General features: G+C 42.6%; 24 protein-coding genes. 20 read left to right on the top strand and 4 right to left on the bottom strand.

Going from position 1 to position 26,329, the window contains the following annotated elements; genetic code table 11:
• Nucleotides 1–10 precede the first annotated feature (10 nt).
• Nucleotides 11–838, bottom strand: coding sequence for an exodeoxyribonuclease III (locus PCY07_RS03155; protein ID WP_049489062.1), 828 nt, complete (start codon nucleotides 836–838; stop codon nucleotides 11–13).
• A 135-nt stretch (nucleotides 839–973) separates the two neighbouring features.
• Between PCY07_RS03155 and PCY07_RS03150 the strand changes: the two genes are divergently transcribed.
• The 15 genes from PCY07_RS03150 to PCY07_RS03080 all read left to right on the top strand — a co-directional run bounded on the left by PCY07_RS03150 (nucleotide 974) and on the right by PCY07_RS03080 (nucleotide 17,039).
• Entirely contained in the window at nucleotides 974–1,426 is a 453-nt protein-coding gene (locus PCY07_RS03150; protein ID WP_003014412.1) for a DUF3290 family protein, read from the top strand.
• Nucleotides 1,423–2,055: a DUF421 domain-containing protein gene (locus PCY07_RS03145; protein WP_003014418.1), complete on the top strand. Its 633-nt coding sequence runs from the start codon at nucleotides 1,423–1,425 to the stop codon at nucleotides 2,053–2,055. The genes PCY07_RS03150 and PCY07_RS03145 overlap by 4 nt, the downstream gene beginning before the upstream one ends.
• Before the next feature lie 140 nt (nucleotides 2,056–2,195).
• Nucleotides 2,196–4,247 carry a penicillin-binding protein PBP2B gene (pbp2b, locus tag PCY07_RS03140; RefSeq protein ID WP_301355247.1) on the top strand — a complete coding sequence of 684 codons (2,052 nt, stop codon included), beginning with the start codon at nucleotides 2,196–2,198 and terminating at the stop codon, nucleotides 4,245–4,247.
• Between the two features lie 10 nt (nucleotides 4,248–4,257).
• Entirely contained in the window at nucleotides 4,258–4,854 is a 597-nt protein-coding gene (gene recR, locus PCY07_RS03135; RefSeq protein ID WP_003002450.1) for a recombination mediator RecR, read from the top strand.
• A gap of 76 nt (nucleotides 4,855–4,930) precedes the next feature.
• The gene (locus tag PCY07_RS03130; protein ID WP_301355250.1) at nucleotides 4,931–5,977 is read left to right on the top strand and encodes a D-alanine--D-alanine ligase; all 1,047 of its coding nucleotides are present in this window, start codon (nucleotides 4,931–4,933) and stop codon (nucleotides 5,975–5,977) included.
• Between the two features lie 274 nt (nucleotides 5,978–6,251).
• A complete protein-coding gene (gene murF / locus PCY07_RS03125) occupies nucleotides 6,252–7,622 on the top strand; it encodes a UDP-N-acetylmuramoyl-tripeptide--D-alanyl-D-alanine ligase (RefSeq protein WP_301355252.1) in 1,371 nt (456 codons plus the stop codon).
• Complete coding sequence (locus tag PCY07_RS03120; protein WP_003015213.1) at nucleotides 7,612–8,223, top strand: NUDIX hydrolase N-terminal domain-containing protein; 612 nt, start codon at nucleotides 7,612–7,614, stop codon at nucleotides 8,221–8,223. Before murF ends, PCY07_RS03120 begins: the two co-directional genes overlap by 11 nt.
• Nucleotides 8,224–8,253: 30 nt before the next feature.
• Complete coding sequence (locus PCY07_RS03115) at nucleotides 8,254–8,949, top strand: TIGR02206 family membrane protein (RefSeq protein ID WP_301355253.1); 696 nt, start codon at nucleotides 8,254–8,256, stop codon at nucleotides 8,947–8,949.
• Between the two features lie 25 nt (nucleotides 8,950–8,974).
• The gene (locus PCY07_RS03110; protein WP_301355255.1) at nucleotides 8,975–9,661 is read left to right on the top strand and encodes a TIGR02206 family membrane protein; all 687 of its coding nucleotides are present in this window, start codon (nucleotides 8,975–8,977) and stop codon (nucleotides 9,659–9,661) included.
• A 13-nt stretch (nucleotides 9,662–9,674) separates the two neighbouring features.
• Entirely contained in the window at nucleotides 9,675–10,355 is a 681-nt protein-coding gene (locus tag PCY07_RS03105) for a TIGR02206 family membrane protein (protein ID WP_301355256.1), read from the top strand.
• A 184-nt stretch (nucleotides 10,356–10,539) separates the two neighbouring features.
• Nucleotides 10,540–12,087: a peptide chain release factor 3 gene (locus tag PCY07_RS03100; protein ID WP_003012237.1), complete on the top strand. Its 1,548-nt coding sequence runs from the start codon at nucleotides 10,540–10,542 to the stop codon at nucleotides 12,085–12,087.
• 78 nt (nucleotides 12,088–12,165) lie between these two features.
• Nucleotides 12,166–12,546 carry a PH domain-containing protein gene (locus PCY07_RS03095; RefSeq protein ID WP_003015210.1) on the top strand — a complete coding sequence of 127 codons (381 nt, stop codon included), beginning with the start codon at nucleotides 12,166–12,168 and terminating at the stop codon, nucleotides 12,544–12,546.
• Between the two features lie 42 nt (nucleotides 12,547–12,588).
• Nucleotides 12,589–13,497: a magnesium transporter CorA family protein gene (locus PCY07_RS03090; RefSeq protein WP_014713063.1), complete on the top strand. Its 909-nt coding sequence runs from the start codon at nucleotides 12,589–12,591 to the stop codon at nucleotides 13,495–13,497.
• A gap of 799 nt (nucleotides 13,498–14,296) precedes the next feature.
• Nucleotides 14,297–15,868, top strand: coding sequence for a DEAD/DEAH box helicase (locus PCY07_RS03085; RefSeq protein WP_301355260.1), 1,572 nt, complete (start codon nucleotides 14,297–14,299; stop codon nucleotides 15,866–15,868).
• 349 nt (nucleotides 15,869–16,217) lie between these two features.
• Entirely contained in the window at nucleotides 16,218–17,039 is an 822-nt protein-coding gene (locus tag PCY07_RS03080; RefSeq protein ID WP_301355262.1) for an aldose 1-epimerase family protein, read from the top strand.
• 231 nt (nucleotides 17,040–17,270) lie between these two features.
• Here PCY07_RS03080 and PCY07_RS03075 read toward each other — a convergent pair whose 3' ends face one another.
• The 3 genes from PCY07_RS03075 to PCY07_RS03065 form a co-directional block, all read right to left on the bottom strand.
• Entirely contained in the window at nucleotides 17,271–17,540 is a 270-nt protein-coding gene (locus PCY07_RS03075; RefSeq protein ID WP_013903293.1) for a GIY-YIG nuclease family protein, read from the bottom strand.
• Nucleotides 17,530–18,276, bottom strand: coding sequence for a tRNA1(Val) (adenine(37)-N6)-methyltransferase (locus tag PCY07_RS03070; RefSeq protein ID WP_061604930.1), 747 nt, complete (start codon nucleotides 18,274–18,276; stop codon nucleotides 17,530–17,532). The genes PCY07_RS03075 and PCY07_RS03070 overlap by 11 nt, the downstream gene beginning before the upstream one ends.
• 80 nt (nucleotides 18,277–18,356) lie before the next feature.
• Complete coding sequence (locus tag PCY07_RS03065) at nucleotides 18,357–20,696, bottom strand: cation-translocating P-type ATPase (protein WP_301355266.1); 2,340 nt, start codon at nucleotides 20,694–20,696, stop codon at nucleotides 18,357–18,359.
• A 174-nt stretch (nucleotides 20,697–20,870) separates the two neighbouring features.
• Here PCY07_RS03065 and PCY07_RS03060 point away from each other — a divergent pair, with 174 nt between their 5' ends.
• The 5 genes from PCY07_RS03060 to holA all read left to right on the top strand — a co-directional run bounded on the left by PCY07_RS03060 (nucleotide 20,871) and on the right by holA (nucleotide 26,314).
• The gene (locus tag PCY07_RS03060; RefSeq protein WP_301355268.1) at nucleotides 20,871–21,617 is read left to right on the top strand and encodes a 1-acyl-sn-glycerol-3-phosphate acyltransferase; all 747 of its coding nucleotides are present in this window, start codon (nucleotides 20,871–20,873) and stop codon (nucleotides 21,615–21,617) included.
• Between the two features lie 66 nt (nucleotides 21,618–21,683).
• Nucleotides 21,684–22,352, top strand: coding sequence for a helix-hairpin-helix domain-containing protein (locus tag PCY07_RS03055; RefSeq protein WP_301355270.1), 669 nt, complete (start codon nucleotides 21,684–21,686; stop codon nucleotides 22,350–22,352).
• The gene (locus PCY07_RS03050) at nucleotides 22,333–24,579 is read left to right on the top strand and encodes a DNA internalization-related competence protein ComEC/Rec2 (protein WP_301355272.1); all 2,247 of its coding nucleotides are present in this window, start codon (nucleotides 22,333–22,335) and stop codon (nucleotides 24,577–24,579) included. Before PCY07_RS03055 ends, PCY07_RS03050 begins: the two co-directional genes overlap by 20 nt.
• Nucleotides 24,580–24,654: 75 nt before the next feature.
• Nucleotides 24,655–25,302 carry a DUF805 domain-containing protein gene (locus PCY07_RS03045; RefSeq protein ID WP_301355273.1) on the top strand — a complete coding sequence of 216 codons (648 nt, stop codon included), beginning with the start codon at nucleotides 24,655–24,657 and terminating at the stop codon, nucleotides 25,300–25,302.
• Complete coding sequence (holA, locus tag PCY07_RS03040; RefSeq protein WP_301355274.1) at nucleotides 25,280–26,314, top strand: DNA polymerase III subunit delta; 1,035 nt, start codon at nucleotides 25,280–25,282, stop codon at nucleotides 26,312–26,314. The genes PCY07_RS03045 and holA overlap by 23 nt, the downstream gene beginning before the upstream one ends.
• Nucleotides 26,315–26,329: the final 15 nt, after the last annotated feature.

Raw genomic sequence — 26,329 nt, 5'->3', positions numbered from 1 at the left:
AAGAACATCCTTACAAATCAATTTCTAATACAATTGGTGTATGATCTTGACGAGCGCCTGAGTCGATCATATCTGACTTGGTAATTTTGTCTGTCACACGGTTACTTGTGAGCCAATAGTCGATTCTCCAGCCTGTATTGTTGATTTTTGAAGTCTTGCTGCGTTGCGCCCACCAAGTGTAACGCTCCGGCACATCGCCGTGGAGGTGGCGGAAGGTATCTGTAAATCCTTTGGCCAAAAGATTTGTAAATCCTTCGCGTTCTTCGTCTGTGAAACCTGGTGAACGACGGTTGCTGGCAGGGTTAGCAAGGTCGATTTCCTTGTGAGCAACGTTGTAGTCACCGGTTGCAAGGACAGGCTTTTGCTTGTCTAGTTCAGCCAAGTATTTCGCATATTTGACATCCCAGACTTGACGTTCTTCCAAACGTTTGAGACCATCACCAGCGTTTGGTGTGTAGACCTGAGTCACGAAAAAGTGATCAAATTCTAGTGTAATGATCCGACCTTCCAAGTCCATGGTCGAAGGAGCTCCGATTTCTGGGAAAGTCACAACTGGTGTGAGCTCTTTTTTATAGAGGAACATGGTTCCAGCGTAGCCTTTACGAGCCGGTTCTTGAGAAGAGCGCCAGGTGTTTTCGTAGCCAGGGAAGAGTTCCTCAAGGATTTCAAGGTGTTTTTTGGTAGGTCCTTTGGCGGATAACTTGGTTTCTTGAATGGCAATGATATCCGCATCCTCAGCGACCAAGGTTTGAAGGACTTCTTGAGAAAGTTTAGCGCGTGCTGAATCACTAGTCAATGCAGCATTAAGCGAGTCGATATTCCATGAAATGAGTTTCATTGTGTTTCCTTTTCTTGACATGATAGATAATTTTATTATAACAAAAATTTAATGATTTTCTGATTAGAATGCCTTGAATTCTCTCCTGAAATCCATTATAATAGCTTGAATTCATTTGGAGAAAGGGAGTTCATTATGAAATTTTACTCTTATGACTATGTATTGAGTCAGATTAGTCAGCAAAATTGGGTGACCATTGGGATCTCTGGTTTGCTCATTCTACTGACCAGTTTTTTTGCGGTGAAAGCTTATCGGGATAAGCACGATAGCAAATTCCGTGAATTATCCATTATTTCCATTTTGACTCTGGTTGCAGTGGTCTTGATCGGCATCAGCAATTTCCAAAATAGCCAAAGTAATAATGACCAATTCCAACGTTCTCTGCATTTTATTGAGGTTATCTCAAAGGAGTTGAATGTCAAAAAAGAAAAGGTCTATGTCAATACTTCGGCAGCCACAGATGGGGCGATCCTGAAAGTTGGAGCAGTTTATTACCGAGCTATCGCAGGATCTGACCCAGATAGCTACCTATTAGAAAAGATGGATCTGTATAAAACAGACGTGGAACTTGTGGAGGTGAACAAATGACAGTAGATTTTTTAGCCATTTTGATTAAATTAGCTCTCGGCTTGATTTCCTTGGTATTTGTGATCAATGTGACAGGGAAAGGCAATCTAGCACCAAGTTCTGCAGTAGACCAGATACAGAACTTTGTTCTGGGGGGAATTATTGGTGGGGTTATTTACAATAGCTCCATTACCATTCTTCAATACATTGTGATTCTCTTGATGTGGACCATTTTGATCTTGCTCTTAAAATGGCTCAATACCAATGTTCGTTTTATGAAGCATTTGATTGATGGAAAACCTACTGTCATCATTAAAAATGGGAAACTCGATCCGGAAGCTTGTCGTTCCAAAGGACTTTCTGCTTCAGATGTTGCCTTGAAACTACGTGGACAAGGGATTTTTCAATTAAAAGATGTGAAGCGCGCTGTTATTGAACAAAATGGTCAATTGATTATTGTACGTTTGGGAGATGAGAATCCTAAATACCCGATTATTACGGATGGCGTAGTTCAGCTTGAAATTTTGGAAACAATTGGAAAAAGTGAAGAGTGGCTGCTGGCTGAATTGGAAAAAGAAGGCTATGACAACGTTTTGGATATTTTCATTGCCGAGTACGACAAAGGAAAGATCAACGTGGTGACCTATTAGTAGAAGAGATTGGGCGAGCCTGTCCAATCTTTTTTCTTTGTAAAATTCCAGGAAAGGCCTCTTCATTTTCTTGAGATACTCTTGAAAAAATAGTAAAATGAAAGGAAAGTGTTTATTAGAAAAGAAGGATAGAAAATTTCATGAAGAAAAAAATACGGAAGTTTGAGAATCATTCGATAACACGCAGGCTATATCTGCTGTTTAGTTTGATTTGCCTTCTTTTTTTAGTTCTGATTGCTCGGCTTGGCTATATGCAGATCACTCACCAATCCTATTATACGGATAAATTGGCAAAAGCTACGAAAAAGACGGTCAAACAAGGGAGTGTGCGAGGGCAAATCTATGATGCTTCTGGCAAGCCCTTGGTGGAAAATGTGGGGAAACAGGTTCTGACATTTACGCGGGATCGTAAAATGACAGCCCAAGAAATGCGAGAGACTGCAGGGAAACTCTTACAGTACGTTGATGTAGAGGATCCTCAAGTGACCGAACGGCAAGAAGTAGACTATTATCTAGCCAATACCAAAGTCTATCAAGAGGTCGTGGAACATCTGCCTGAGAAAAAGAAATATGATACAGATGGAAATCGTCTGCCGGAAGCTAAAATCTATCAAGCGGCAGTGGACAGCATTGATCCTTCGAAACTCGGTTATACTGATGATGAGAAAAAGATCATCTATCTTTACAGCCAGATGAATGCTGTGGAGAATTTTGCGACGGGAATCATTACGACGAAAGCGTTAGGTGCTGAGCAGATTGCGACCATCACTGCTGACAGTCAAGATTTTCCGGGAATTGCCATCACGACTAGCTGGGACCGCAAGGTTTTGGATACTCCTCTAGCCTCTATTATTGGGAATGTCTCAACCGAGCAGGCGGGGCTTCCAGCAGAAGAGGTCGACCAGTATGTCAAAAAAGGTTACGCCCTTAATGACCGGGTTGGAACGTCTTATCTCGAAAAGGAATATGAAGAGGTTCTCCAAGGGAAACGCAGTGAAAAAGAAATTCTTCTGGATAAAAATGGCAACATAGAAAAAGTGGTCGACGTTTCGAAAGGGGCTAAGGGAGAAAACCTCAAGCTCTCGATTGATTTGGATTTCCAAAAAGGGGTGGAGGATATTCTCCGCTCTGCCTTTAGCGCAGAGTTACAAGCTGGAAATGCGACCTACTCCGAAGGTGTCTATGCTGTAGCACTGGAGCCTGATACAGGGAAAGTTCTTGCTATGGCAGGGATTAAACACCAAGCAGGGAGTCAAGATCTATCAGCAGATGCTTTGGGAACAGTGACCAACGTCTTCGTCCCAGGATCCGTGGTCAAAGGAGCGACCTTGACTTCGGGATGGGAAAATGGAGCCATTTCTGGGAATCAGGTGCTGACCGATCAGCCGATTGTTTTTGCAGGATCAGCTCCTATCAATTCTTGGTTTACCCAATACGGTAGTCGTTCCATCAATGCGGTGGAGGCTTTGGAATACTCCTCTAATACCTATATGGTCCAAATTGCCCTTAAGATGATGGGGCAACCCTACACTCCAAACATGACCTTACAAGTGGATCAAGTAGACCCTGCTATGAAAAAACTCCGTTCTACTTTTGCAGAGTATGGTCTTGGAACGACAACGGGGATTGACCTTCCCAATGAATCGACTGGTTTTATCCCGAAAGAGTATACAGTCGGCAATTATTTGACTAATGCCTTTGGCCAGTTTGACAACTATACACCGATGCAATTGGCCCAGTATGTGGCGACAGTTGCGAATGATGGGAAGAGGGTGAGTCCTCATGTTGTTGAAGGTATCTATGACAATAATGATCAAGGGGGCCTTGGTCAGTTGAAAAAAACGATCGAAACTAAAGAGCTCAATCAGGTGCATATCTCAGCGGAGGACAAGGCTTTGATCAAGCAAGGGTTCTACCAAGTTGCAAATGGTACGAGTGGGTTAACGACAGGAAAGACCGTGGGTCGAGGTGCTAGTGTGCCCATTAGTGCAAAGACCGGTACAGCTGAAACCACAGTCGATGGAGGCAAACAAGCCATTAATACCAATGTGGTGGCTTATGCACCATCAAACAATCCAAAGATTGCGGTAGCAGTGGTTTTTCCACATAATACCAATCTACAAGCGACGGTCAGTCATTCCATTGCGCGTGACATTATTAATTTATACAATCAGAAACACCCCATGAATTAGAAAGGAAATTATGCTTTATCCAGCACCTATTGCAAAATTAATTGACAGCTATTCGAAGTTGCCAGGAATTGGGATCAAAACAGCGACTCGTCTGGCTTTTTACACGATTGGTATGTCGGATGATGATGTCAATGAATTTGCCAAGAACTTACTGAATGCCAAGCGTGAGCTGGGGTATTGCAGTATTTGTGGAAATTTAACCGATGAAGAAACCTGCGAGATTTGTCGAGATGAAACGCGGGATCCATCCCTCATTCTGGTTGTAGAAGATAGCCGGGATGTATCTGCTATGGAGAATATTCAGGAATACCACGGTCGTTACCATGTCTTGCATGGCTTAATCTCGCCCATGAATGGCGTGGGACCCGATGATATCAATCTCAAGAGTTTGATTAGTCGCTTGATGGATGGAACAGTAACAGAGGTCATTGTTGCGACCAATGCGACGGCAGACGGGGAAGCGACATCGATGTATATCTCGCGCGTGCTCAAGCCAGCAGGGATCAAAGTGACACGTTTGGCACGGGGACTCGCAGTTGGAGCCGATATCGAGTATGCGGACGAAGTGACCTTGCTTCGCGCGATTGAAAATCGGACAGAATTATAAGAGAAGTTCTTTCGAAAGGGCTATCATTGTGGTATACTATCAAGTAAGAAATCAAGGGAACAATTAGGGAGAAAATATGAGTAAACAAGACTTAATCCTGTTGTATGGTGGACGTAGTGCAGAACGTGAAGTTTCTGTTCTTTCAGCAGAAAGCGTGATGCGCGCGATTGATTACCAAGCATTTTCGGTTCAAACCTACTTTATTACGCAGTCAGGAGACTTCATCCAGACGCAAGCTTTTGAAGAGAAACCAGCGGATGATGAGAAATTGATGACCAATGATACAGTGGACTGGTCTAAAAAAGTGGCACCATCTGCGATTTACAAGGAAGGAGCAGTGGTCTTTCCAGTTCTTCATGGACCAATGGGAGAAGATGGTTCCATTCAAGGCTTCTTAGAAGTCTTGAAGATGCCTTATGTTGGCTGTGGCATCCTAGCTTCCAGTGTTGCGATGGACAAGATCACGACCAAACGGGTCTTGGAGTCTGCAGGGATTCCACAAGTTCCTTATGTAGCTGTAGTGGAAGGCGATGACTTGGAGGAGAAAATTGCTACAATTGAAGCCAATCTCTCTTATCCTGTCTTTACCAAACCATCCAATATGGGTTCTAGCGTAGGGATTTCAAAATCTGAAAACCAAACAGAGCTTCGGGCTGCTCTTGAATTAGCCTTTAAATACGATAGCCGTGTTTTAGTAGAACAAGGAGTCAATGCGCGTGAGATTGAAGTTGGACTGCTTGGAAACTATGATGTGAAGAGCACCTTGCCAGGTGAAGTTGTGAAAGATGTGGCCTTCTATGATTATGATGCCAAATACATCGACAACAAAATTACCATGGCGATTCCAGCTCAATTGGACCCTGAGGTTGTGAAAACTATGCGGACCAACGCAGAAAAAGCCTTTCGTGCGATCGGTGGTCTAGGTTTAGCGCGTTGTGATTTCTTCTATACCGATAAAGGAGAGATCTTCTTAAACGAACTCAATACCATGCCAGGATTTACCCAATGGTCTATGTATCCCTTGCTTTGGGACAATATGGGACTTAACTATACAGATTTGATCACCAAGTTAGTAGAGCTTGGAAAAGAAGTCTTCCAAAAACACGAGGCGCATTTGTTGTAAGAAAAGAGAGAGTGGGACAGAAATCGGTAATTCGTTAGAATTCGATTTCGTCGTCCCACCTCCGCACAGTTGAGTAGGGCTGTAAAAGCTGATGAAATCAGCGTAGTAGAGCCCACTCAACCACTGCGTCTTGCTCGACAATCCTAAAACAATCAAGAGGCTAGGACTTCTGTCCCAGCCCCTTTTTTTGTGGTCTAGAATATGGTATAATGAGAAGAATTTGATAGGAGCGTCCAAATCTTTGAGGACGCTACGGAGAACTGAGGAGTCGGATATGAATCTCACATTACATGAAGTTGCTCATCTAGTACATGCAAAAAATGATATCAGCCAATTTGAAGATGTGGCCCTTGTCAAGCCGGAATTTGACAGCCGTTTGATTGGGCCTGGAGACCTGTTTGTTCCTTTAAAGGGAGCGCGTGATGGTCATGATTTTATCGAGACTGCTTTTGAAAATGGAGCTGTAGCCACTTTTTCAGAGAAAGTGGTAGAAGGCCACCCTTATATTTTGGTGGAAGATGTATTGAGTGCTTTTCAAACACTTGCTGCAGCCTATCTTCAAAAGACAAAAGTAGATGTTTTTGCAGTGACGGGGTCAAATGGTAAAACCACTACAAAAGATATGTTAGCACAGCTTTTGTCCACTACTTACCTAACCTATAAAACACAAGGAAACTATAATAACGAAATTGGTCTTCCTTATACGGTTTTGCATATGCCAGAAGGGACAGACAAACTCGTCCTTGAAATGGGGCAAGACCATCTAGGAGATATCCATCTCTTGTCAGAACTGGCACATCCAAAAGCTGCTATTGTCACCTTGATTGGGGAAGCCCATTTGGAATTCTTTAAAGATCGAAGTGAGATCGCAAAAGGAAAACTCCAGATTGCGGACGGGATGCCAGAAGGTGGTCTTATGGTAGTTCCAGCTGATCCGATCGTGAATGCCTACCTTCCTGAAAAGCAAACAGTGGTCCGCTTTGGTTCAGACGAGGAGATTTTTATTACTGAGTTAATCGAGCGAAAGGATAGCTTAACTTTCCGAGCTAATTTCTTAGAAGAAGCGATTGATCTTCCAGTAACAGGAAAATATAATGCGACCAATGCCATGATTGCAGCTTATGTTGCCTTGAAAGAAGGAGTGAGTGAAGCTGCGATTCGTGATAGTTTCGAAACCTTGCAATTAACACGCAACCGGACAGAATGGAAGAAGGCAAGTAACGGAGCAGATATCTTATCCGATGTCTACAATGCCAACCCGACGGCCATGCGCCTAATCTTAGAAACTTTCTCGACTATTCCTGCCAATCCAAATGGTCGAAAATTGGCCGTCCTGGCAGATATGAAAGAACTAGGGGAGCAATCGGTAGATCTGCACAACCAAATGATTCTCAGCCTCTCGCCAGATGTTTTGGATACGGTTATTTTCTATGGTCAAGACATTGCGGGATTGGCTCAGTTAGCGAGTCAGATGTTCCCACTCGGACATGTCTATTATTTCAAGAAGACAGCTGAGGAAGATCAGTTTGAGGACATGGTCAAACAAGTCAAGGAAAGCTTGAAAGAGCAAGACCAAATCCTTATCAAGGGAAGCAATTCCATGAATTTGGGCAAATTGGTAGAGGAATTGGAGAATGGTAAGTAATAATGTACTGAAGGACATTCAGCGCTTGATTTCAATCACCAATACAGGCTTAGCCTTCTCAAAAGATCCATTTGATCAAGAACGCTACCAGGATATTCGTGAAATTTTACAGGATCTTGTGAGAGAAACGACTGATCTGAATTCACAAGAATTATCGGATTTGTTTCGACCGACAAACTATTATGACACCCCCTTAATTGATGTTAGGGCTTGGATTGTCAAAGATAGAAAACTTTGTCTGGTGAAAGGTCAGGGAGAAGAGACCTGGGCTTTGCCGGGTGGTTTTGGTGAGGTTGGCTATTCTCCTAAAGAAAATATTTTAAAGGAAATCCAAGAAGAAACGGGCTATGTAGCACGTGTCAATCGGTTGTTGGCAGTATTTGATACCAATCGCTACCAATTGCAAAGCCGCCAATATGTGAAATTGGTATTTGAATGTGAATTGCTGGATGGAAGTTTTCAACAGAATCAGGAAATTTCCGATCTTGCATTTTTTGAGAGAGAGAAAATGCCTGCTCTTTCTACCAAGCGCAATACAGAGGAACAATTGAATTTCCTTTGGGAGGTTTATGATGGGAAACGAGATTTGTATTGTGATTAAAAACGATCTATAAATTAAAGGGATATAAACATGACACTTTGGGATTTATTGTTTACGAACCAAAAATCAGCCCCGCCTGAATTTGGGCTCTGGTATTTTTTCCTACCAGCTTCCTTGTTGGTGGTTGGCTACTTTTCTATCAAATATGCTCAGTCAAAAAGCTACCAACGCTTTTGGTACTGGGCACAATTGATTCAAGTCTTGACCATCAATGCTTGGTATATTCTAGCCCACATGCCTCTGACAGATAATTTGCCTTTTTATCATTGTCGCTTGGCCATGCTTGCGATCCTCTTTGCACCGAGAGGGACCTATATCAAGCAATATTTTGCCTTGTTGGGAGTTCTAGGATCCATTGCGGCCTTGGTTTATCCGGCCTTTGACCCCTTCCCATTCCCCCATATTACCGTGCTAAATCTGATTTTTAGTCACTGGGCCTTGTTTGCTAATAGTTTGATTTACCTGCAAGATTTTTATCAGTCGGAAAAGCAAGACAGCTTACGAATTGTTAAGATTACCTTTGGCATGAATGCCTTGATTTTCTTGGTCAACCTCTTGACCAGAGGGGATTACGGCTTCTTACGACGTCCACCAATCATTGGAGACCAGGGTGCTCTCTTGAATTACCTCTTGGTCAGCATCGTGATGGTAGCTGGTATTTGCTTGGTCAATCAACGCTATAAATACAAGATGGTCGAAGAGAGTATAGTTTCGCGTTCAGAATAAAAAGAGCAGATAAGGGAAAGAAATCATGACACTTTGGGACTTATTTTTCACCAGTCAACCAACGTCCCCTCCTCAATTGGGGGTCTGGTATTTCTTATTGCCGACTTCATTGGTGGTAGTGGGAGTTCTGTCCATTCGATTTGCTCACTCTAAAGGCTACCAAAACTTTTGGTATTATGGGCAGTTGATCCAGTTGCTCATCATCAACTCTTGGTACCTAGCTGCACGCTTGCCTCTTTCAGAGAGTCTTCCCTTCTATCACAGTCGGATGGCCATGTGGATTATTCTCTTAGCTCCTAAGAGCAGCTTCAAACAATATTTTGCCCTCGTGGGAGTCTTTGGCTCCATTATGGCCTTGGTTCATCCCGTTTTTTATCCTTACCCTTTTCCTCACGTATCCTCGATCAACAATGTCTTTGGTCACTGGGCTCTCTTGGCCAACTGTTTGATCTATCTGGTTCAATCCTACCAGGTGAAAGAAGGGTCTGTTTGGAAAATCTGTCAGATGACTTTTGGGGTCAATGCCATTATTCAGCTTGCGAATCTCGCAACAGGTGGGAACTACGGCTTTATGCGTCGCCCTCCTGTGATAGGTGACCATGGCCTTGTGCTCAACTATTTGATCGTGACAGTCCTCATGACGGGGACACTGATCCTCATCAATACAATCGTTCAGTACAGTAAGAAAAGAAGAATACCTGAATCTGTTTAAATAAGGAGACTTTATGCATCATTTTTTCACTACAGAATCAACAGCACCACCAGCAATCTCAGCACTTTGGTATAGTTTGATGGTCTTGTTAATTGTGACAGCGATCATGATGTCACTTCGCTATTATCAGAATGAGCAATTTCGCAAATGCTTTCAATACTTACAGGGCTTCCAGTTAATTTGCTTGTATCTTTGGTATTTTGCCTACCACATTCCTTGGTCCAATAGCTTACCATTTTATCATTGCCGCTTGGCCATGTTTGCGGTCTTGTTTTTACCAGACCGCTGGAAAAGCAAACAGTTCTTTGCCTTGATGGGAGTGAGTGGAGCCATCTTTGCCTTGGGCTATCCAGTCTTTGATCCCTACACTTTCCCTCATATTACGAGCTTTTCTTTCCTCCTCGGACATTACTGTCTCCTCATCAATTCCTTGATTTATCTCTTGAGATGGTATGATCGAAACCTCTTAAAAAATAGTCAGATTGTTCTCTATACCTTTGCCTTAGATTTATTCCTGGTTGGAGTCAATCAATTGACGGGAGGAAATTATGGCTTGATGGCTCGCCCTCCGATTATGAGAGGGGATAAGGTATGGCTCAATTATCTGGTTGTATCCAGTATTTTAGCCCTTGCTTTATTGCTCTTTAATCAGTTCTTCAATCGCAGAAGTGAGCGGGTGAAAGTGAGAAAATAACCATGATTGAAGAAGACTAGAATCTATGGATTTTGGTCTTTCTTTTTGCTCTCAAAGAAGAATCATCGTTGAAAAAAGTGCCTATTTTCGCTATAATAGGACAGATAGAGAATTTGAGGAGAAATCCGATGTAGAGATGAATTTATAAATTTATCAAAAAATAAGAAGAGAAAGAATTAGGAATATGAACGTACAAGAAGAAATCAAAAAACGCCGTACCTTTGCCATCATCTCCCACCCGGATGCTGGTAAAACGACTATTACAGAGCAGTTGCTCTACTTTGGGGGAGAGATTCGGGAAGCCGGTACTGTTAAAGGGAAGAAAACAGGAAACTTTGCTAAATCTGACTGGATGGACATTGAGAAACAACGTGGGATTTCGGTAACCTCATCTGTTATGCAGTTTGATTACGATGGCAAACGTGTCAATATCCTTGATACACCAGGACACGAGGACTTCTCAGAAGATACTTACCGAACCTTGATGGCGGTGGATGCTGCCGTTATGGTGGTGGACTCTGCCAAAGGGATCGAGGCCCAAACCAAGAAATTGTTTGAGGTTGTGAAACATCGTGGCATTCCAGTCTTTACCTTTATGAACAAGCTGGACCGTGATGGACGTGAGCCACTGGATCTCCTGCAAGAATTGGAAGAAGTCTTGGGAATTGCTAGCTATCCGATGAACTGGCCGATCGGGATGGGGAAAGCCTTTGAGGGGCTTTACGACCTCTATAATCAACGCTTGGAACTCTACAAAGGGGATGAACGCTTTGCAAGTCTTGAAGACGGAGACAAGCTCTTTGCTAACAATCCATTCTACGAGCAGGTGAAAGACGATATCGAGCTCTTGCAAGAAGCTGGAAATGAATTCTCAGAAGAAGCCATCCTTGCGGGTGAATTAACACCTGTCTTCTTCGGATCCGCTTTGACGAACTTTGGGGTGCAGACCTTCCTTGAAACCTTCCTCAAGTTTGCTCCAGAACCACACGGCCACAAGAAGACGGATGGAGAAATGGTGGATCCTTACGACAAGGATTTCTCAGGCTTTGTCTTTAAAATCCAAGCCAACATGGACCCTCGTCACCGCGACCGGATTGCCTTTGTTCGGATCGTATCGGGTGAATTTGAGCGTGGGATGAGTGTCAACCTGCCTCGTACTGGTAAGGGAGCGAAACTCTCTAATGTCACTCAGTTTATGGCCGAAAGCCGTGAGAATGTCAGCAATGCCGTAGCAGGAGACATTATCGGGGTTTACGATACAGGGACTTATCAGGTTGGAGATACGCTGACTGTTGGCAAAAACAAGTTTGAATTTGAACCACTGCCAACCTTTACGCCTGAAATCTTCATGAAGGTATCTGCCAAGAACGTTATGAAGCAAAAATCCTTCCATAAGGGAATCGAGCAATTGGTGCAAGAAGGAGCCATCCAGCTCTATACCAACTACCAAACAGGTGAATACATGTTGGGTGCCGTTGGACAACTCCAGTTTGAAGTCTTTAAGCACCGCATGGAAAATGAATACAATGCAGAAGTGGTCATGAGCCCAATGGGTAAAAAGACCGTTCGCTGGATCAAACCAGAAGACTTAGATGAGCGCATGTCTTCAAGCCGGAATATCTTGGCTAAAGACCGCTTTGACCAACCTGTCTTCCTCTTTGAAAATGATTTTGCCCTCCGTTGGTTTGCGGACAAGTATCCTGACGTTGAGCTGGAAGAAAAAATGGGTTAAGAAACAATTCACAACCGATTCATTAAAATAGAAATACGAAAATGGACACTACCCGTTTTCGCTTATAAAGGAGAAATGATGGGATTATTAAGTGGTTTGATGGGCAATGCCTCTCAAAAAAATGTCGATAAGGTAGAAAGAGATCTAGAAGATATCTTGGTGCCTGGAGAGCAAGTGACACTTGCTTTTAGCCTGATTCGTGATTTAATCGTCTTTACAGAGTTTCGTTTGATCTTGGTGGATAAGCAAGGAGTAACAGGAAAGAAAACGTCCTACAAATCCCTTCCTTATCGTTCTATCTCTCGTTTTTCAGTGGAAACTTCTGGTCATTTTGATTTGGATGCAGAATTAAAAATCTGGGTCTCTTCTGCAGTTGAGCCTTCAGAAGTTTTACAATTCAAGAGTGACAACAGCGTCATTGAAATCCAGCAAGCATTAGCCAGTGCGGTCTTTAAATAAAAGAAATCGATTTGATAAAGAACAGTTGAGAAAGGAGACGGAATGTTTATCGATAAACAATTGGGTCAAGATCGGAAATGGATCAATATCGACTCGGATATGATTGCTGAAAATTCATATCTTTATAAAAAATACGAGATTGACAAAGAAACCATTGAGTACGCGATGGATAAGAACGAACGTGCCCATATGGATTACAATCGAGAAAACGGTACGATCACCTTTATCTACAATGTATTGGATTTAGAAAAGGACAAGGAATACTACGAAACCATTCCTATGACCTTTATCGTTCAAGATACGCGACTCGTCACCATCAGTAACCAAGACAATGCCTATATCATTGAACAAATGGTTCGCTATTTGGAAAGCCATGAGGAACTATCGATCTATAAACTGCTTTTTGCAGGTCTTGAAATGATCAGTAATGCTTATTATCCGATTATTGATCGCTTAGATAAGCACAAGGATGAACTCAATCGCTTGCTTCGAAAAACTACAACGACCAAGAATCTCTATGCCCTGTCTGACCTTGAGACCGGTATGGTTTATCTAGTTGCAGCAGCCAAGCAAAATCGGATGTTGCTAGAGCATATTAAAGCGCACGCCATCTATCGAAGGATGGATGATGTTGAAAAAGAGCAGTTTGATGATGCCATGATCGAAGCGCGTCAGTTGGTTTCAATGACTGAGTTGATTTCCAACGTCTTGCAGCAGTTGTCTGGATCATACAATAATATCCTAAACAATAACCTGAATGACAACCTGACCACCCTAACCATCTTTGAAGCCTTGTTGGCTGTTTTAGCCGTGATCACAGGTTTCTTCGGTATGAACATTCCTCTTCCATTGACACAAGATCCCAATGCATGGATTTATGTGTCGGTATGCAGCTTTATTTTATGGCTCCTTTTGGCAAAAGTGATGCGGTGGATTGTTAAAAAAAGATAAAAAAAGAGGCTTGGAGAAATCCGAGCCTCTTCGTATCTAAATAATCTGAGAAATAGGAACCATCTAGACACCTGCCCTCCTCTCCAAAGAAGGGGCAGTGTGAATAGTTCATTGACTGTACAAAATCTTCTTGGAAATAGTAGGAGTAGATTTAATAGTACTGAGTGGTTTCTAAAAAAATTAGAACGTAGAATAAATCGTTGAATCAGATAAAATGATCCTATTTCTTTATACAGAAATATTTTAGATACTAACTGTATTATACATATTTATTTGTAAAAACGCAAGATAAGAGCTACCAAAAAATAAAAGTTTTTCCGATTTTTTTATACTCCTATGATGAAGCATATTAGATGGTCGCAAGAAGAAAAGCAGTCCTGGCCTGGCTTTACGTCACTTTGAAGATTTCGAGCTATCAAGGAGGTTTTCCTAAAAAATAAAATAATTCTCCTTTGACTATCATTTGCCTCTTCATTGTGTTATACTAGATAAGCTGCAAACTTGTATGAGAGAAATGGTGGGGAGGCGGAGCAGATGGAAGGCTTCTGTTCGAAAGAAGACTCCCGCAAAAAGGATCTTGGTGTCTCTTCGTTTGAAAAACGACTCTAATCAACCAAATCCGCTAGTGCGAAAACATTTTTCGCCAAAGGGAATTCCATTGAAAAACGATTGGCTTTTCCTTTAGATGAGTCTTGCGACAGGTAACCAGGAAGGTGACTTCCTATGCAATCAGTGCGTTTTCGCATTGAAAGAAGTTTGATAAAGTGGCTTCGCACCACTTTTTAGAAAGAAGAAAGAATTGAAATTCAACGAATTTAACTTGTCTACTGCATTATTAGCAGAAATTGAAAAAGCAGGCTTTGTAGAAGCAAGCCCGATCCAAGAACAAACTATTCCTTTGGCCCTTGAAGGAAAAGATGTCATCGGTCAAGCGCAAACAGGGACTGGTAAAACAGCCGCTTTCGGTCTTCCAACGTTGGAGAAGATTGATGTCGATAACACAGTGATCCAAGCACTTGTCATTGCCCCAACGCGTGAATTGGCGGTTCAAAGTCAGGAAGAACTCTTCCGCTTTGGACGCAGTAAGGGTGTCAAAGTTCGCTCTGTCTATGGTGGATCAAGCATTGAAAAGCAAATTAAAGCTTTGAAGTCAGGCGCTCACATCGTTGTGGGAACACCTGGACGTTTGCTAGATTTGATCAAGCGCAAGGCCTTGAAACTCGATCATATTGAAACCTTGATCCTGGATGAAGCAGATGAAATGCTCAATATGGGCTTCTTGGAAGATATCGAAGCCATCATTAGCCGTGTTCCAGAAACACGCCAGACCTTGCTCTTTTCAGCAACGATGCCAGAAGCCATCAAACGCATCGGTGTTCAGTTTATGAAAGAGCCAGAACACGTTAAGATTGCGGCCAAAGAATTGACAACCGATTTGGTCGATCAATACTATATTCGTGTCAAAGAAGGCGAAAAATTTGATACCATGACTCGATTGATGGATGTCGAGCAACCTGAACTTGCCATTGTCTTTGGTCGGACGAAACGCCGGGTTGATGAATTGACTCGTGGCCTGAAGATTCGTGGTTTCCGAGCAGAAGGGATTCACGGAGATTTGGATCAAAACAAACGTCTCCGTGTCCTTCGTGATTTCAAAAATGGGAACTTGGACGTCTTGGTCGCAACGGACGTTGCGGCACGTGGGTTGGACATTTCAGGTGTGACCCATGTCTACAACTACGATATTCCACAAGATCCAGAAAGCTATGTTCACCGGATCGGACGGACAGGTCGTGCTGGGAAAACTGGGCAATCCATTACCTTTGTATCGCCAAATGAAATGGGCTATTTGCAAATCATTGAGAACTTGACCAAAAAGCGGATGAAGGGAATGAAACCTGCAACAGCAGAAGAAGCCTTCCAAGCGAAAAAACAAGTAGCACTGAAGAAAATTGAGCGAGACTTTGAAGATGAAACCATCCGGACCAACTTTGAGAAGTTTGGTAAGGATGCTCGCAAATTGGCTGCAGAATTCACTCCTGAAGAATTGGCTATGTATATTTTGAGCTTGACCGTTCAAGATCCAGACAGTCTTCCAGAAGTTGAAATTGCGCGTGAAAAACCATTGCCATTTAAACCATCTGGTGGTGGCTTTGGTGGAAAAGGCAAAGGTGGCCGTGGAAATGGCCGTCGTGGAGACCAACGCCGTGACCGAAATCGCAGAGATGACCGTGAAGGTGGACGCCGTGATTTCAAACGCAAGTCCAATAAAAATAGTCGAGACTTTGAAGGCAAAGGCAACAAACGTCCTCATCGTACTTCCAATGAAAAGAAAAATGGATTTGTCATCCGCAACAAAGGGGATAAATAAGTCCGAAGGACGGTCTAGCAATAGGCCGTTTTTTATATGCAAATCAAAAATACAAGGGTTAACCAGCTGTTAACCCTTGTATATTTATAAGGAGACCTAAATGATAACTGACTCTTTTAGAAAAATGTATCATGATAAGGAGCATCCAAAAAAGTCAGACAACAGAAAGAATGAATTCCTAAAACGGAATATTCCTGTTAACATATTAAGTCTACAATTATTTCTAAGCTTTGTCAAGAAATTTTTCTTATTTTTTAAAATTTTTGACTAGAAAAATAAAAATTGACAATCTCTTCTAAAAGGTTATAATAAATATAATAACTATGCTAATTATAAAGAGGTGTCGTCCATGGTGATTGCATTAAAAAATGATGATCTAGAAGTACAATTTAAGACATTTGGAGGGGAATTGAGCTCTATTCGAAGTAAAGAAGGCATAGAATATCTCTGGCAAGGGGATCCAGAGTATTGGTCAGGACAAGCGCCGGTTCTGTTTCCAATTTGCGGGAGCGTTCGTAATGGCCAAGTGCAGTATCATCTAAAAGATGGAGTGAAGATAGGCCAGCTTCCAAGACACGGCCTCATTCGCAAGAGAGAGTTTGAACTCAAAGAACAAACAGACAATCGTCTTGTTTTTAAAATCACCTCTAACGACGAAAGCTTACAAAATTATCCCTACCATTTTCGAGTGGAAATCGCTTATGAATTGAAAGGGAAAGAGATCACCATCACCTATCGCGTGCAAAATTTAGAGTCAGATCAAGTCATGCCTTATTTCATTGGAGGGCATCCAGTCTTTCGTTGTCCCCTTTTAGCAGATGAAGACTATGAAGACTACGAGTTGATTTTTGAAAAAGAAGAAAGCTGTAGCGTTCCTCTCTTGTTCACAGAAACCGGTTTGGTCGATCGCCTGCAGCGGACGCCATTTTTAGACCATAGTCCTAGCCTACCTTTGCGCCATGAACTGTTTGAAAAAGATGCCATTATTTTAGATCAATTAGCCTCTAAATCTGTGCAGCTCCTCTCGAAAAAATCCGGTAAAGGTTTGGAATTTGCCTTTGCAGATTTTGAGAATCTAGTCCTTTGGTCTACCAATAACAAGGGTCCTTTCATTGCCTTAGAGCCTTGGACGGGTATTTCCACATCTGCAGAAGAGGGCGATTTCTTCTAAGATAAAAAAGGTGTGATCCAGTTAGCTCCTCAAGAAACACGGAGTCATCAGTACCGTATCACCATTTTGTAAATGAAAAGAGGCTGGGACAAAAGTCCTAGCCTCTCAATTATTTTTGGATTGTCGAACAAGACGCAGTGGTTGAGTGGGCTCTACTACGCTGATTTCATCAGCTTTTACAGCCCTACTCAACTGTGCGGAGGTGGGACGACGAAATCGAATTCTAACGAATTACCGATTTCTGTCCCACTCTCTTTTTTTGATATAGTTTAGCTTTGCTTGACGCGATTTCTTTTTAAAGAGAGCCTCGGCAGACATAGCAGAGGGTTTATCTGGATAGGCTTCTTGGTAAAGAAGTTTAACAGGGAGGCGAGCCCGTGTGTATTTGGCGCCTTTTCCAGCATTGTGAGTCTTTAGGCGTTTTTCGACATCCGTGGTGTAGCCAGTGTAGAGGGAGCCATCCGCACACTCTAGGACATACATGTAAGCCTTAGTTTCCATAGTAGATCTCATGAATCTCTTCTGTATAGCTGCCATCTTCATTGTGAATAAAGAGGGGAGGCAGAATTTTTAAACCGTCCAGTGAGCCATCCTTGATCGCTTCAATCAATAACATATTCGCCTCTTTGGTCACTTTGGGATAGACAAACTGGATCCGCTTAGGTGCAAGATTGTAACGCTTCATGGTTTCGATGATATCTAAAAAGCGATCTGGACGATGGACCATCGCTAAGCGACCATTTGATTTGAGAACCCGCTGGGCCACATGGCAAATCTCATCTAAATTGGTCGTAATTTCATGCCGAGCTAAGAGGTAGTGTTCACTCTCATTGAGATTGGAATGCTCATCCACCTTGAAATAAGGAGGATTGCAGAGGATGATATCCACTTTACTGCCCTTGATATGTTGAGGCAAATGCTTGAGGTCATCGGTGATCATGGACATTTGCTGGTTCAAGCCATTGAGATCAATGGAGCGGGTTGCCATATCCGCTAGACGTTCCTGTATTTCGACACCAATGATCTGGGCCTCTGTACGAGTACTCGCAAAAAGTCCCACGGCTCCATTTCCAGCGCAGAGATCTACGATCAAGCCCCGCTTGGGCAATTTTGGAAAGCGCGAGAGCAGGACGCTATCCACGGAGTAACTAAAGACTTCCCGATTTTGTATGATTTTCACATCACTTGAAAAGAGTTGATTGACGCGCTCGCCGTCTTTTAATTCGATATCTGTCATGGCTCTATTATAGCATGAAAAGAGGCTTGGGGAAAGATCGATAGAACATAAAAAGTTGAGAGTTTTTCTCTCAACTTTTTTTAATCAAATTCATATTTTTGGAGAATCGTAGTGAGGATAAAGACTCCTGTAAAGATAGCCATCAATGCCAGATAAACTGGGAAAGTAGTGGCTGTAAGGAGGGAAATCTCGATCAAGTTTTTCAACACAACCGCAGATGCGTAGAATCCTACTACAGAGAAGAGGATGAGGAGGGCCCGCCAGATATTTAGTGGCAGGCAAGCACGGATAACGGATAGGAAACCGATGGATCCAAGTAAGTAGTAGGATACAGTAGACATATCGGCTGCAGACCAACCATGGCTTGCTCCCCAAAGGCGAATGAACAAGACACTAAAGACGACCATCAAGGCGCTTGGTAAGGCTAACAGAAGGGAACGTCTCAAGAAGTGTTTTTCAACCGGTTTGATATTGCGTTCAAAGGTCAACACAAATGGTGGGAATCCTTCGACGAATTGGTCGATCAGGGTGATTTGAATAGGGATGAAAGGGAAAATCAGCAAATAGTTGACGTTAAAGAAGAGAGCACTGGCAATACAAATGATAGCCAAGAGGAAGGAATAGATCGTTTTGATAAAGAAGATTGGAGCAATTCGTCCAATGTTATTCACCACACGACGGCCTTCAAAAAGAATTTCTGGAACGTCATTAAAGTCAGAGTTCAAAAGAACAATATTGGCAATTTGACGAGTTGCGGGATCTCCCTCAGCCATCACGATGGAGCAGTCTGCTTCGCGAAGAGCAAGGATATCATTGACACCATCTCCTGTCATAGCAGTCGTCCGACCAGCTGCTTTCAAGGTTTGGATAAGCAGTTTTTTCTGGTGAGGAGACACGCGTCCAAAGATAGCTGTTTCTTCTGCTTGATCCACTAATTGATCATCAGAAATTTTTGAACAATCGACGTAGTTCTCATAATTTTTGAAGCCAGCTTGTTGAGCGATATAAGAAACCGTCACAGGGTTGTCACCGGAGATGATTTTGAGATCCACTCCTTGAGAGCGCAAATACTCAAGAGTATCTGAAGCCCCTTCGCGAATGGGGTCTGTAATCTCAATAACCGCAATCCCTTCAAGATTTTCAGGCAGTTTCAATTCCTGCATGCTGATCAGTTCTGAACTGTGAGCCAAAACGAGCACGCGCGATCCACGAGCTTGTGCTTCGACGACAGGAGCGGGATTTTCTTTAAGGAGCATTTCAGGAGCACCGAGAAAGACGGTTCCAAGGTTGGATAGGTGCATGGCTCCCCATTTCCGATCACTTGAGAAAGGAATAATGTTTTCCGCAGTATAAGCATGCTCCAACTCCCCATAAGCCTTGCGAATAGCTTGAGCAGTAGGATTGGTGTCCTCGCTATATTGCATGTAAGCAGAGAGGATGACCTGAATCGTCTGTTCCGAAAAATGATCAGATAAGCTATGGAGAGCTTCGACTGTCATCTTCCCTTGAGTGATGGTACCGGTCTTATCAAGACACAAGGTATCCACACGCGCCAGGGTTTCTACTGAGTACATTTCTTGGACAAGAACCTTGCGCATGCCGAGCTTAATAACCGCTGTCAAAAGAGACGTAACTGTCAGTAAAGCGATCCCCTTTGGCAACATTCCCAAGAGAGCTGTGGAAGAATTCACGACAGAATCTTTGATTGGCAGCATCTTGATCAACAATGCTTCAAAGAAGAGTGCAAGGCCAAATGGGATGATAATTTTACCAGTGAAACTAGAAATTTTCGCTAAATTATAGAGAATACGCGAATTGATAGGCTTCAAGGTTTTGGCTTCCATCATCAGTTTGTTGGCATAGTTGTTTGCTCCAACTCGCTTGACACGAGCATAGACTTGACCACTGGCAATATAACTACCAGAAAGAAGTTCATCGCCAACTTCTTTTAAGACCAGATCACTCTCACCAGTCAGCATAGCCTCATTGGCTTCTGCGATACCGGACATGACTTCAGCATCACTAGGGATCTGCTCACCCGAAGACAAGAGCATTACATCACCTAGAACGAGCTTTTCGGGTGGAATCGCATCTTTTTCCCCGTCTCGAATAACAGTCACTAGCTCACGACTCATGAGGTTGAGCTTATCAATCATCCGCTTGGCGCGCATCTCGGTCATGATCCCTGTAATGGCATTGAAGCAAATAACCGCGAAAAAGATCATATTGCTCCAAGCTTGTACAGCAGCCAAGGCTACCGCGATCACAAAATTTAAGGTGTTAAACAAGGTAAAGACGTTGCGCTTGATAATTTGCCAGGTACTGGTACTTGTATTCGTTGTAAAATCATTGGTTTGTCCGTGGTCAACTTTTTTGCGGACTTCATTTTGGGTTAATCCCTTTAAATCAATAGTTTCCATAGACAATATGATATCATTTTTTTGAGAAAAAGACTATCTAGAATCGGTCCGCTGAGACATTTTTTATCTAAAAAGGTTTGCGGTCAAAATCAGGATACGGTATAATAAGAAAGAATGTTTTACATGATTGAATATCTTGTAGAGAGACAAATGAAATGGATTTGAGGAACAACTATGTTTTATACCTATCTACGTGGCCTTGTTGCCTTTATTCTTTGGGTCTTAAATGGGAATGCCCATTACCATCATAAGAACAGTATTCCAGATCGGAAAGAGAACTACATCTTGGTATCACCTCACCGAACTTGGTGGGATCCAGTCTATATGGCCTTTGCAACCAAGCCAAAACAATTTATCTTTATGGCTAAAAAAGAACTCTTCACCAATCGTATTTTTGGCTGGTGGATTCGCATGTGTGGGGCATTTCCGATCGACCGTGAAAATCCGGGAGCGGAAGCCATTAAGTATCCTATCAATATGCTGAAAAAGAGCAACCGTTCCTTGATTATGTTTCCAAGTGGAAGCCGTCATTCTCAAGACGTCAAAGGCGGTGTTGCCATCATCGCCAAAATGGCGAAGGTCCGTATCATGCCAGTGACTTATACTGGTCCAAGAGACTTGAAAGGGTTGGCAACGGGTGAACGCATTGATATGAACTTTGGACATCCCATTGATATTTCGGATATTAAAAAGATGAATGACGAAGGAGTGGCAGAAGTTGCCCGCCGTATCCAAGAGGAGTTTGACCGCTTAGATGCGGAAGCACAAGCGATCAACACCCCAACAAAACCTTTTATCTTGATTCGTTTGTTAAAAATCCTTTTGATTCCCCTTGTCTTAGTCGTGGGAATCTTGACCTTGCTCTTTAGTTACTTAGCAAGCTTTGTATGGGATCCAGATAAACATCGGAAAAACAAGTAAAAAAACTGAGAGTTTTTCTCAGTTTTTTTTATTTTTACGAATAATAAAAGTGAGAGGAGGTTTCTTATGGAGGATATCATCGAAAAAATCAAAGAATATAAGCTCTTTTTAGCTCTTACTGCTATTGGACTCTTACTTGGTGGGTATTTTCTTTTCCATCGACCTCAGTCAAGTGCATCCACCATACCGGATCTTTATCAGGCTTCTAGTTCAACTTCGAGCAAAGAAAAGGTGCAGACCACTAGTTCCAAAGAAGAAAAGACGGTTACTTCAGTGTCTGATACACCCGAGATCATTACGGTCGATGTCAAAGGAGCTGTCAAACAACCAGGTGTCTATGAGCTACGCTCAAATAGCAGAGTCCACGATGCCATTCATAAGGCGGGTGGGATGACAGCAGATGCCAATAGCCAATCGGTCAATTTAGCGCAAAAACTCTCCGATGAAGCAGTGATCTATGTTGCTAAAGAAGGAGAGGATGTTCCAGCACTTGGAAGTTCAGAAAGTCCTGCAACTTCGTCAGCGCCAGCAGAAAAAACAGGCAAGGTCCATTTAAATCGAGCGACCGAGTCAGAGCTCCAGACCGTATCGGGCATTGGACAGAAACGTGCCCAGGACATTATCGCCTATCGCGAAGCAAATGGTCCTTTTCGATCAGTGGATGATCTGAAGAATGTTTCAGGAATCGGAGAGAAAACACTGGAGAAACTAAGAGATGCTTTCACGGTGGATTAAAGACCTTCCTTTTTCCCTTGTCCATCTCGCCTTTTTACTCCTATGGCTGTATTTTAGCGTTTATCAACCATCTTGGCTTTCAATCAGCGGTCTAGTAGTAGTGGGAATTTTAGCGGTTCATCACTATAAAGGGGATCGCTCAAGTTTGCTAGGTCTTGCTCTAGCAACCCTTTGTTTTGCGGCCTTCTTTGTCTTTCAGCGAATACAGGATCATCCAGTACAAGTAGAAAGTCAGCCCCCATCCCACTTACGCCTGATTCCAGATACTATCAAGATCAATGGGGACGCCCTGTCTTTTCGTGTTAAAAATCAAGGAAGGACCTACCAAGTCTTCTACACTTTAAAATCAGAAAAAGAAAAACAGCAGTGGCAAAGTCAAACTCACTTGCTGGAGTTGACATATAAAGGTGTTATAGAAGAGCCAGAAGGGCAACGAAATTTTAGAGGATTTGACTACCGGTCTTATTTGCAAACTCAGGGGATTCACTATCAAATAAAAATTGAAGCGATCCAATCCGCTCTTCCCATCCAGACGTGGAATGTTTTTGACTGGCTATCTCAATGGAGGCGCCAAGCCATTGTTTGGAGCAAGGAGCACTTTCCGCAGCCAATGAACCAGTATATGACCGGCCTTCTTTTTGGCTATTTAGATACGGATTTTGAAGAGATGGACCAGCTTTACACGAGTTTAGGAATCATCCATTTATTCGCCTTATCGGGGATGCAGGTCGGCTTTTTCATCAATGGGATCCGGAAAGCTCTCTTACGTCTAGGAATCTTGCAAGAGACAGTCGATATCTGGATGGTTCCAATTTCTTTGGTGTATGCTGGCTTGACAGGTTTTTCAGTTTCAGTGGTTCGCAGTCTCTTGCAGAAGATTCTCTCTCAAAAGAGCATCCGAGGGATGGAGAATATGGCGATGACCTTGATGCTCTTAATGCTGCTCATGCCCAAGTTTCTCCTGACAGCTGGAGGGGTCTTGAGTTGTGCCTATGCCTTTATTTTGACCTTGGTAGATACCAGTTTTTATTCAGGACTTAAAAAGCTACTAGTGGAAAGTTTCTGGATTAGCCTGGGGATTTTGCCCCTTTTGACCTATTACTTTAGTGTCTTTCAACCGTGGTCACTCCCTTTAACCTTCCTCTTTTCTTTCTTATTTGACCTTGTCCTTCTTCCAGGTTTAACGGTGCTATTTATCTTATCGATTCTAAAGCCCCTTACAATTTTTAACAGTTTCTTTCTTCTCATAGAGGAGTGTATTCGTTGGATTTCAAAGCTCACGTCCTTACCTTTGGTATTTGGTCAGCCGACGGGACCAGCTCTGATTGCTCTCTTTCTTCTTTTAGGGATCTTATATGATCTTCGAAAGCAAAAAAAACGTCGTTTCCTGTTAATAGGTATGATTCTACTCATCTTTTGTTGGACCAAGCATCCTTTAGAAAATGAGATCACCATGGTGGATATCGGTCAAGGAGATAGTATCTTTTTACGCGATTGGAAAGGAAGAACCATATTGATTGATGTCGGAGGACGCGTCACTTTTAAAAGTGGAGACAAGTGGCAAGAGCGCAGTCAATCTGCCAATGCGGATCAAACCCTGATTCCCTATCTCAAGAGTCGAGGTGTTGGAAAACTCGATGCTTTGGTCTTGACTCATACAGACCAGGACCATATGGGCGATATGTTAGAGGTTGCAAGACAAATCCCGGTTAAAAAAGTGTATGTCAGTCCAGGAAGTCTAACCAGTTCGAAATTTCAAGAGAAATTGAAACAACTTCATAGTCCGATTAAAGTAGTTCAGAGAGGGGATCGTCTTCCTATTTTTGATCATGATCTAGAAGTCTTATCCCCTGATGAAGTGGGGGATGGTAAAAATGATGATTCGATTGTCCTCTATGGGCAGTTCTATCAGAAACGATTTTTGTTCACGGGTGATCTGGAAGAAGCTGGAGAGAAAAAACTTTTGGAAAACTATCCACAATTACAAGTGGATGTCTTGAAAGTAGGCCACCACGGTTCTAAAGGTTCCTCTAGTGATGTGTTTTTGGATCAGGTACATCCTCAATTGGCCTTGATCTCTGTTGGCAAGAAAAATCGCTACCAGCATCCCCATAAAGAATTACTCGATCGATTAGAGGAACGATCTATTTCTTATCTTCGTACCGATGAAAGAGGAGCGATTCGCTTGATTGGATGGGACCATTGGAGGGTGGAAACGGTCCGCTAGAGACGAGGAGAGGTTTGCTTTCTATGCTGAAAATTGCTATTATAGAAGGTGAAATCAATGTAAAGGTAGAATCGTATGAACGCATTTAAGCAATTTTGGATACAGTATGCAGATTTTTCAAGTAAGACCAGTCGAGCTCATTTTTGGCTAGCTTTTTTCTGGAATTTCCTGATTTCTTTGCCTCTTTGGGTTTTTTACGTAGTGACTTCTTTATCCCATCAAAATGCTCAAGAAACGCTCAATTTTTCAACTGTTCATTCTAAGACAGGTTTATGGGCGCTCGCTTTCTTAGCATTCTTTTACTTCCTCATTTTGGTACCCAGTCAAGCCATTTGTGTGCGTCGCTTGCGGGATGCTGGAATCCATTGGTCTTGGATCTTTTTGAACCTTGGTCCGGTTATGCTCTATTTGTTGACGGGGCTAGATATTTTCCTATTTCTCTGGGTGATCACAGTTATTTCCCTCTTGATTCTCATGATGCTTCCAGGGAAAAACACCTTCCCACAATCAATGGAAACTCCTATGGGAGTGGCTTCTGAACCACAGGTTACAGCGACAGGGGGGAGCTTTGGAGGCAACTCGTTTGAGCAGATTCCTAATTTTGTAGCAGCACCTGATTTGTCCGACGAAAAACCACCATTGGAAAAAAAATGGCTGCTGAACACGAAATCCACTAAACTGATAAAGATAAGAGAGTTTCATGCAAGCAATTACCGACACTAAACATCTGACGGTTCAAACTCTGCCTCCTATTCTTGTCTTGACAGGAGAGGATGTAGGTCAATTTGAATGGTTAAAAAAAGATATTTTAAATAAAATAGGCTATGATCCTTCAGATTTGAATTATTCTTATTTTGATATGAAGGAAACCTCCTATGATGAGGTCGAGCTGGATTTGGTCAGTCTTCCCTTTTTTGCAGATGAAAAAATCGTGATTTTGGATCACTTATTGGATGTGACCACTGCCAAAAAACGCAATTTAACAGATGAAGATCTAAAGCAATTTGAAAACTATCTGGAAAATCCTTCTGAATCGACCCGTTTGGTGATATTTGCAGAAGGAAAATTAGATAGTAAGCGCCGCTTGGTCAAACTCCTAAAACGGGATGCCCAAATCATTGAAGCGACAACGCCTAAAGAGCAAGAGGTAAAACGTTATTTTGCAAGTCAGGCCCAAGAATTGGGCTTGCAGTTTGAGGGCGATTCCTTGGACCAGCTACTCTTAAAATCTGGCTATGATTTTGGAGAGTTACAGAAGAATATCGCTCTACTGCAGGCTTATAAAGAAGATGGTCAGATTACCCTCGAAGATATCGAGGAGGTTGTTCCAAAATCCTTGCAAGATAATATTTTTGATCTGACACAAATGATTCTCAAACGCCAAATCGATCAAGCCCGGAATTTGGTGAAGGATCTCCGCTTACAAGGAGAAGATGAGATAAAATTGATCGCTATTCTGTTGGGGCAATTCCGAATGTTTTCTCAAGTTAAAATTTTCTCAGAAGAAGGCCAATCCGAAAGCCAAATTGTAGCGAGCTTGTCGGAGTTGTCAGGACGCAAGGTCAATCCTTACCAGGTGAAGTTTGCCTTACGGGATAGCCGCAGGCTTTCCCTGTCCTTTTTGAAGCAGGCTATGATGACTTTCATCGAGACGGATTTTGCGATTAAAAGTGGAACATATGAAAAAGACTACTTATTTGATTTGGCCCTGTTGAAAGTAGCGAATAGCGTCTAAATACGAATGAATCGC

This window comes from Streptococcus sp. SP1, from assembly GCF_030440005.1.
GTDB classification, from domain to species: Bacteria; Bacillota; Bacilli; order Lactobacillales; family Streptococcaceae; genus Streptococcus; species Streptococcus parasanguinis.
The sequence above is the reverse complement of the archived record's forward strand: the minus strand, read 5'-3'. Positions and strand labels throughout refer to the sequence as shown.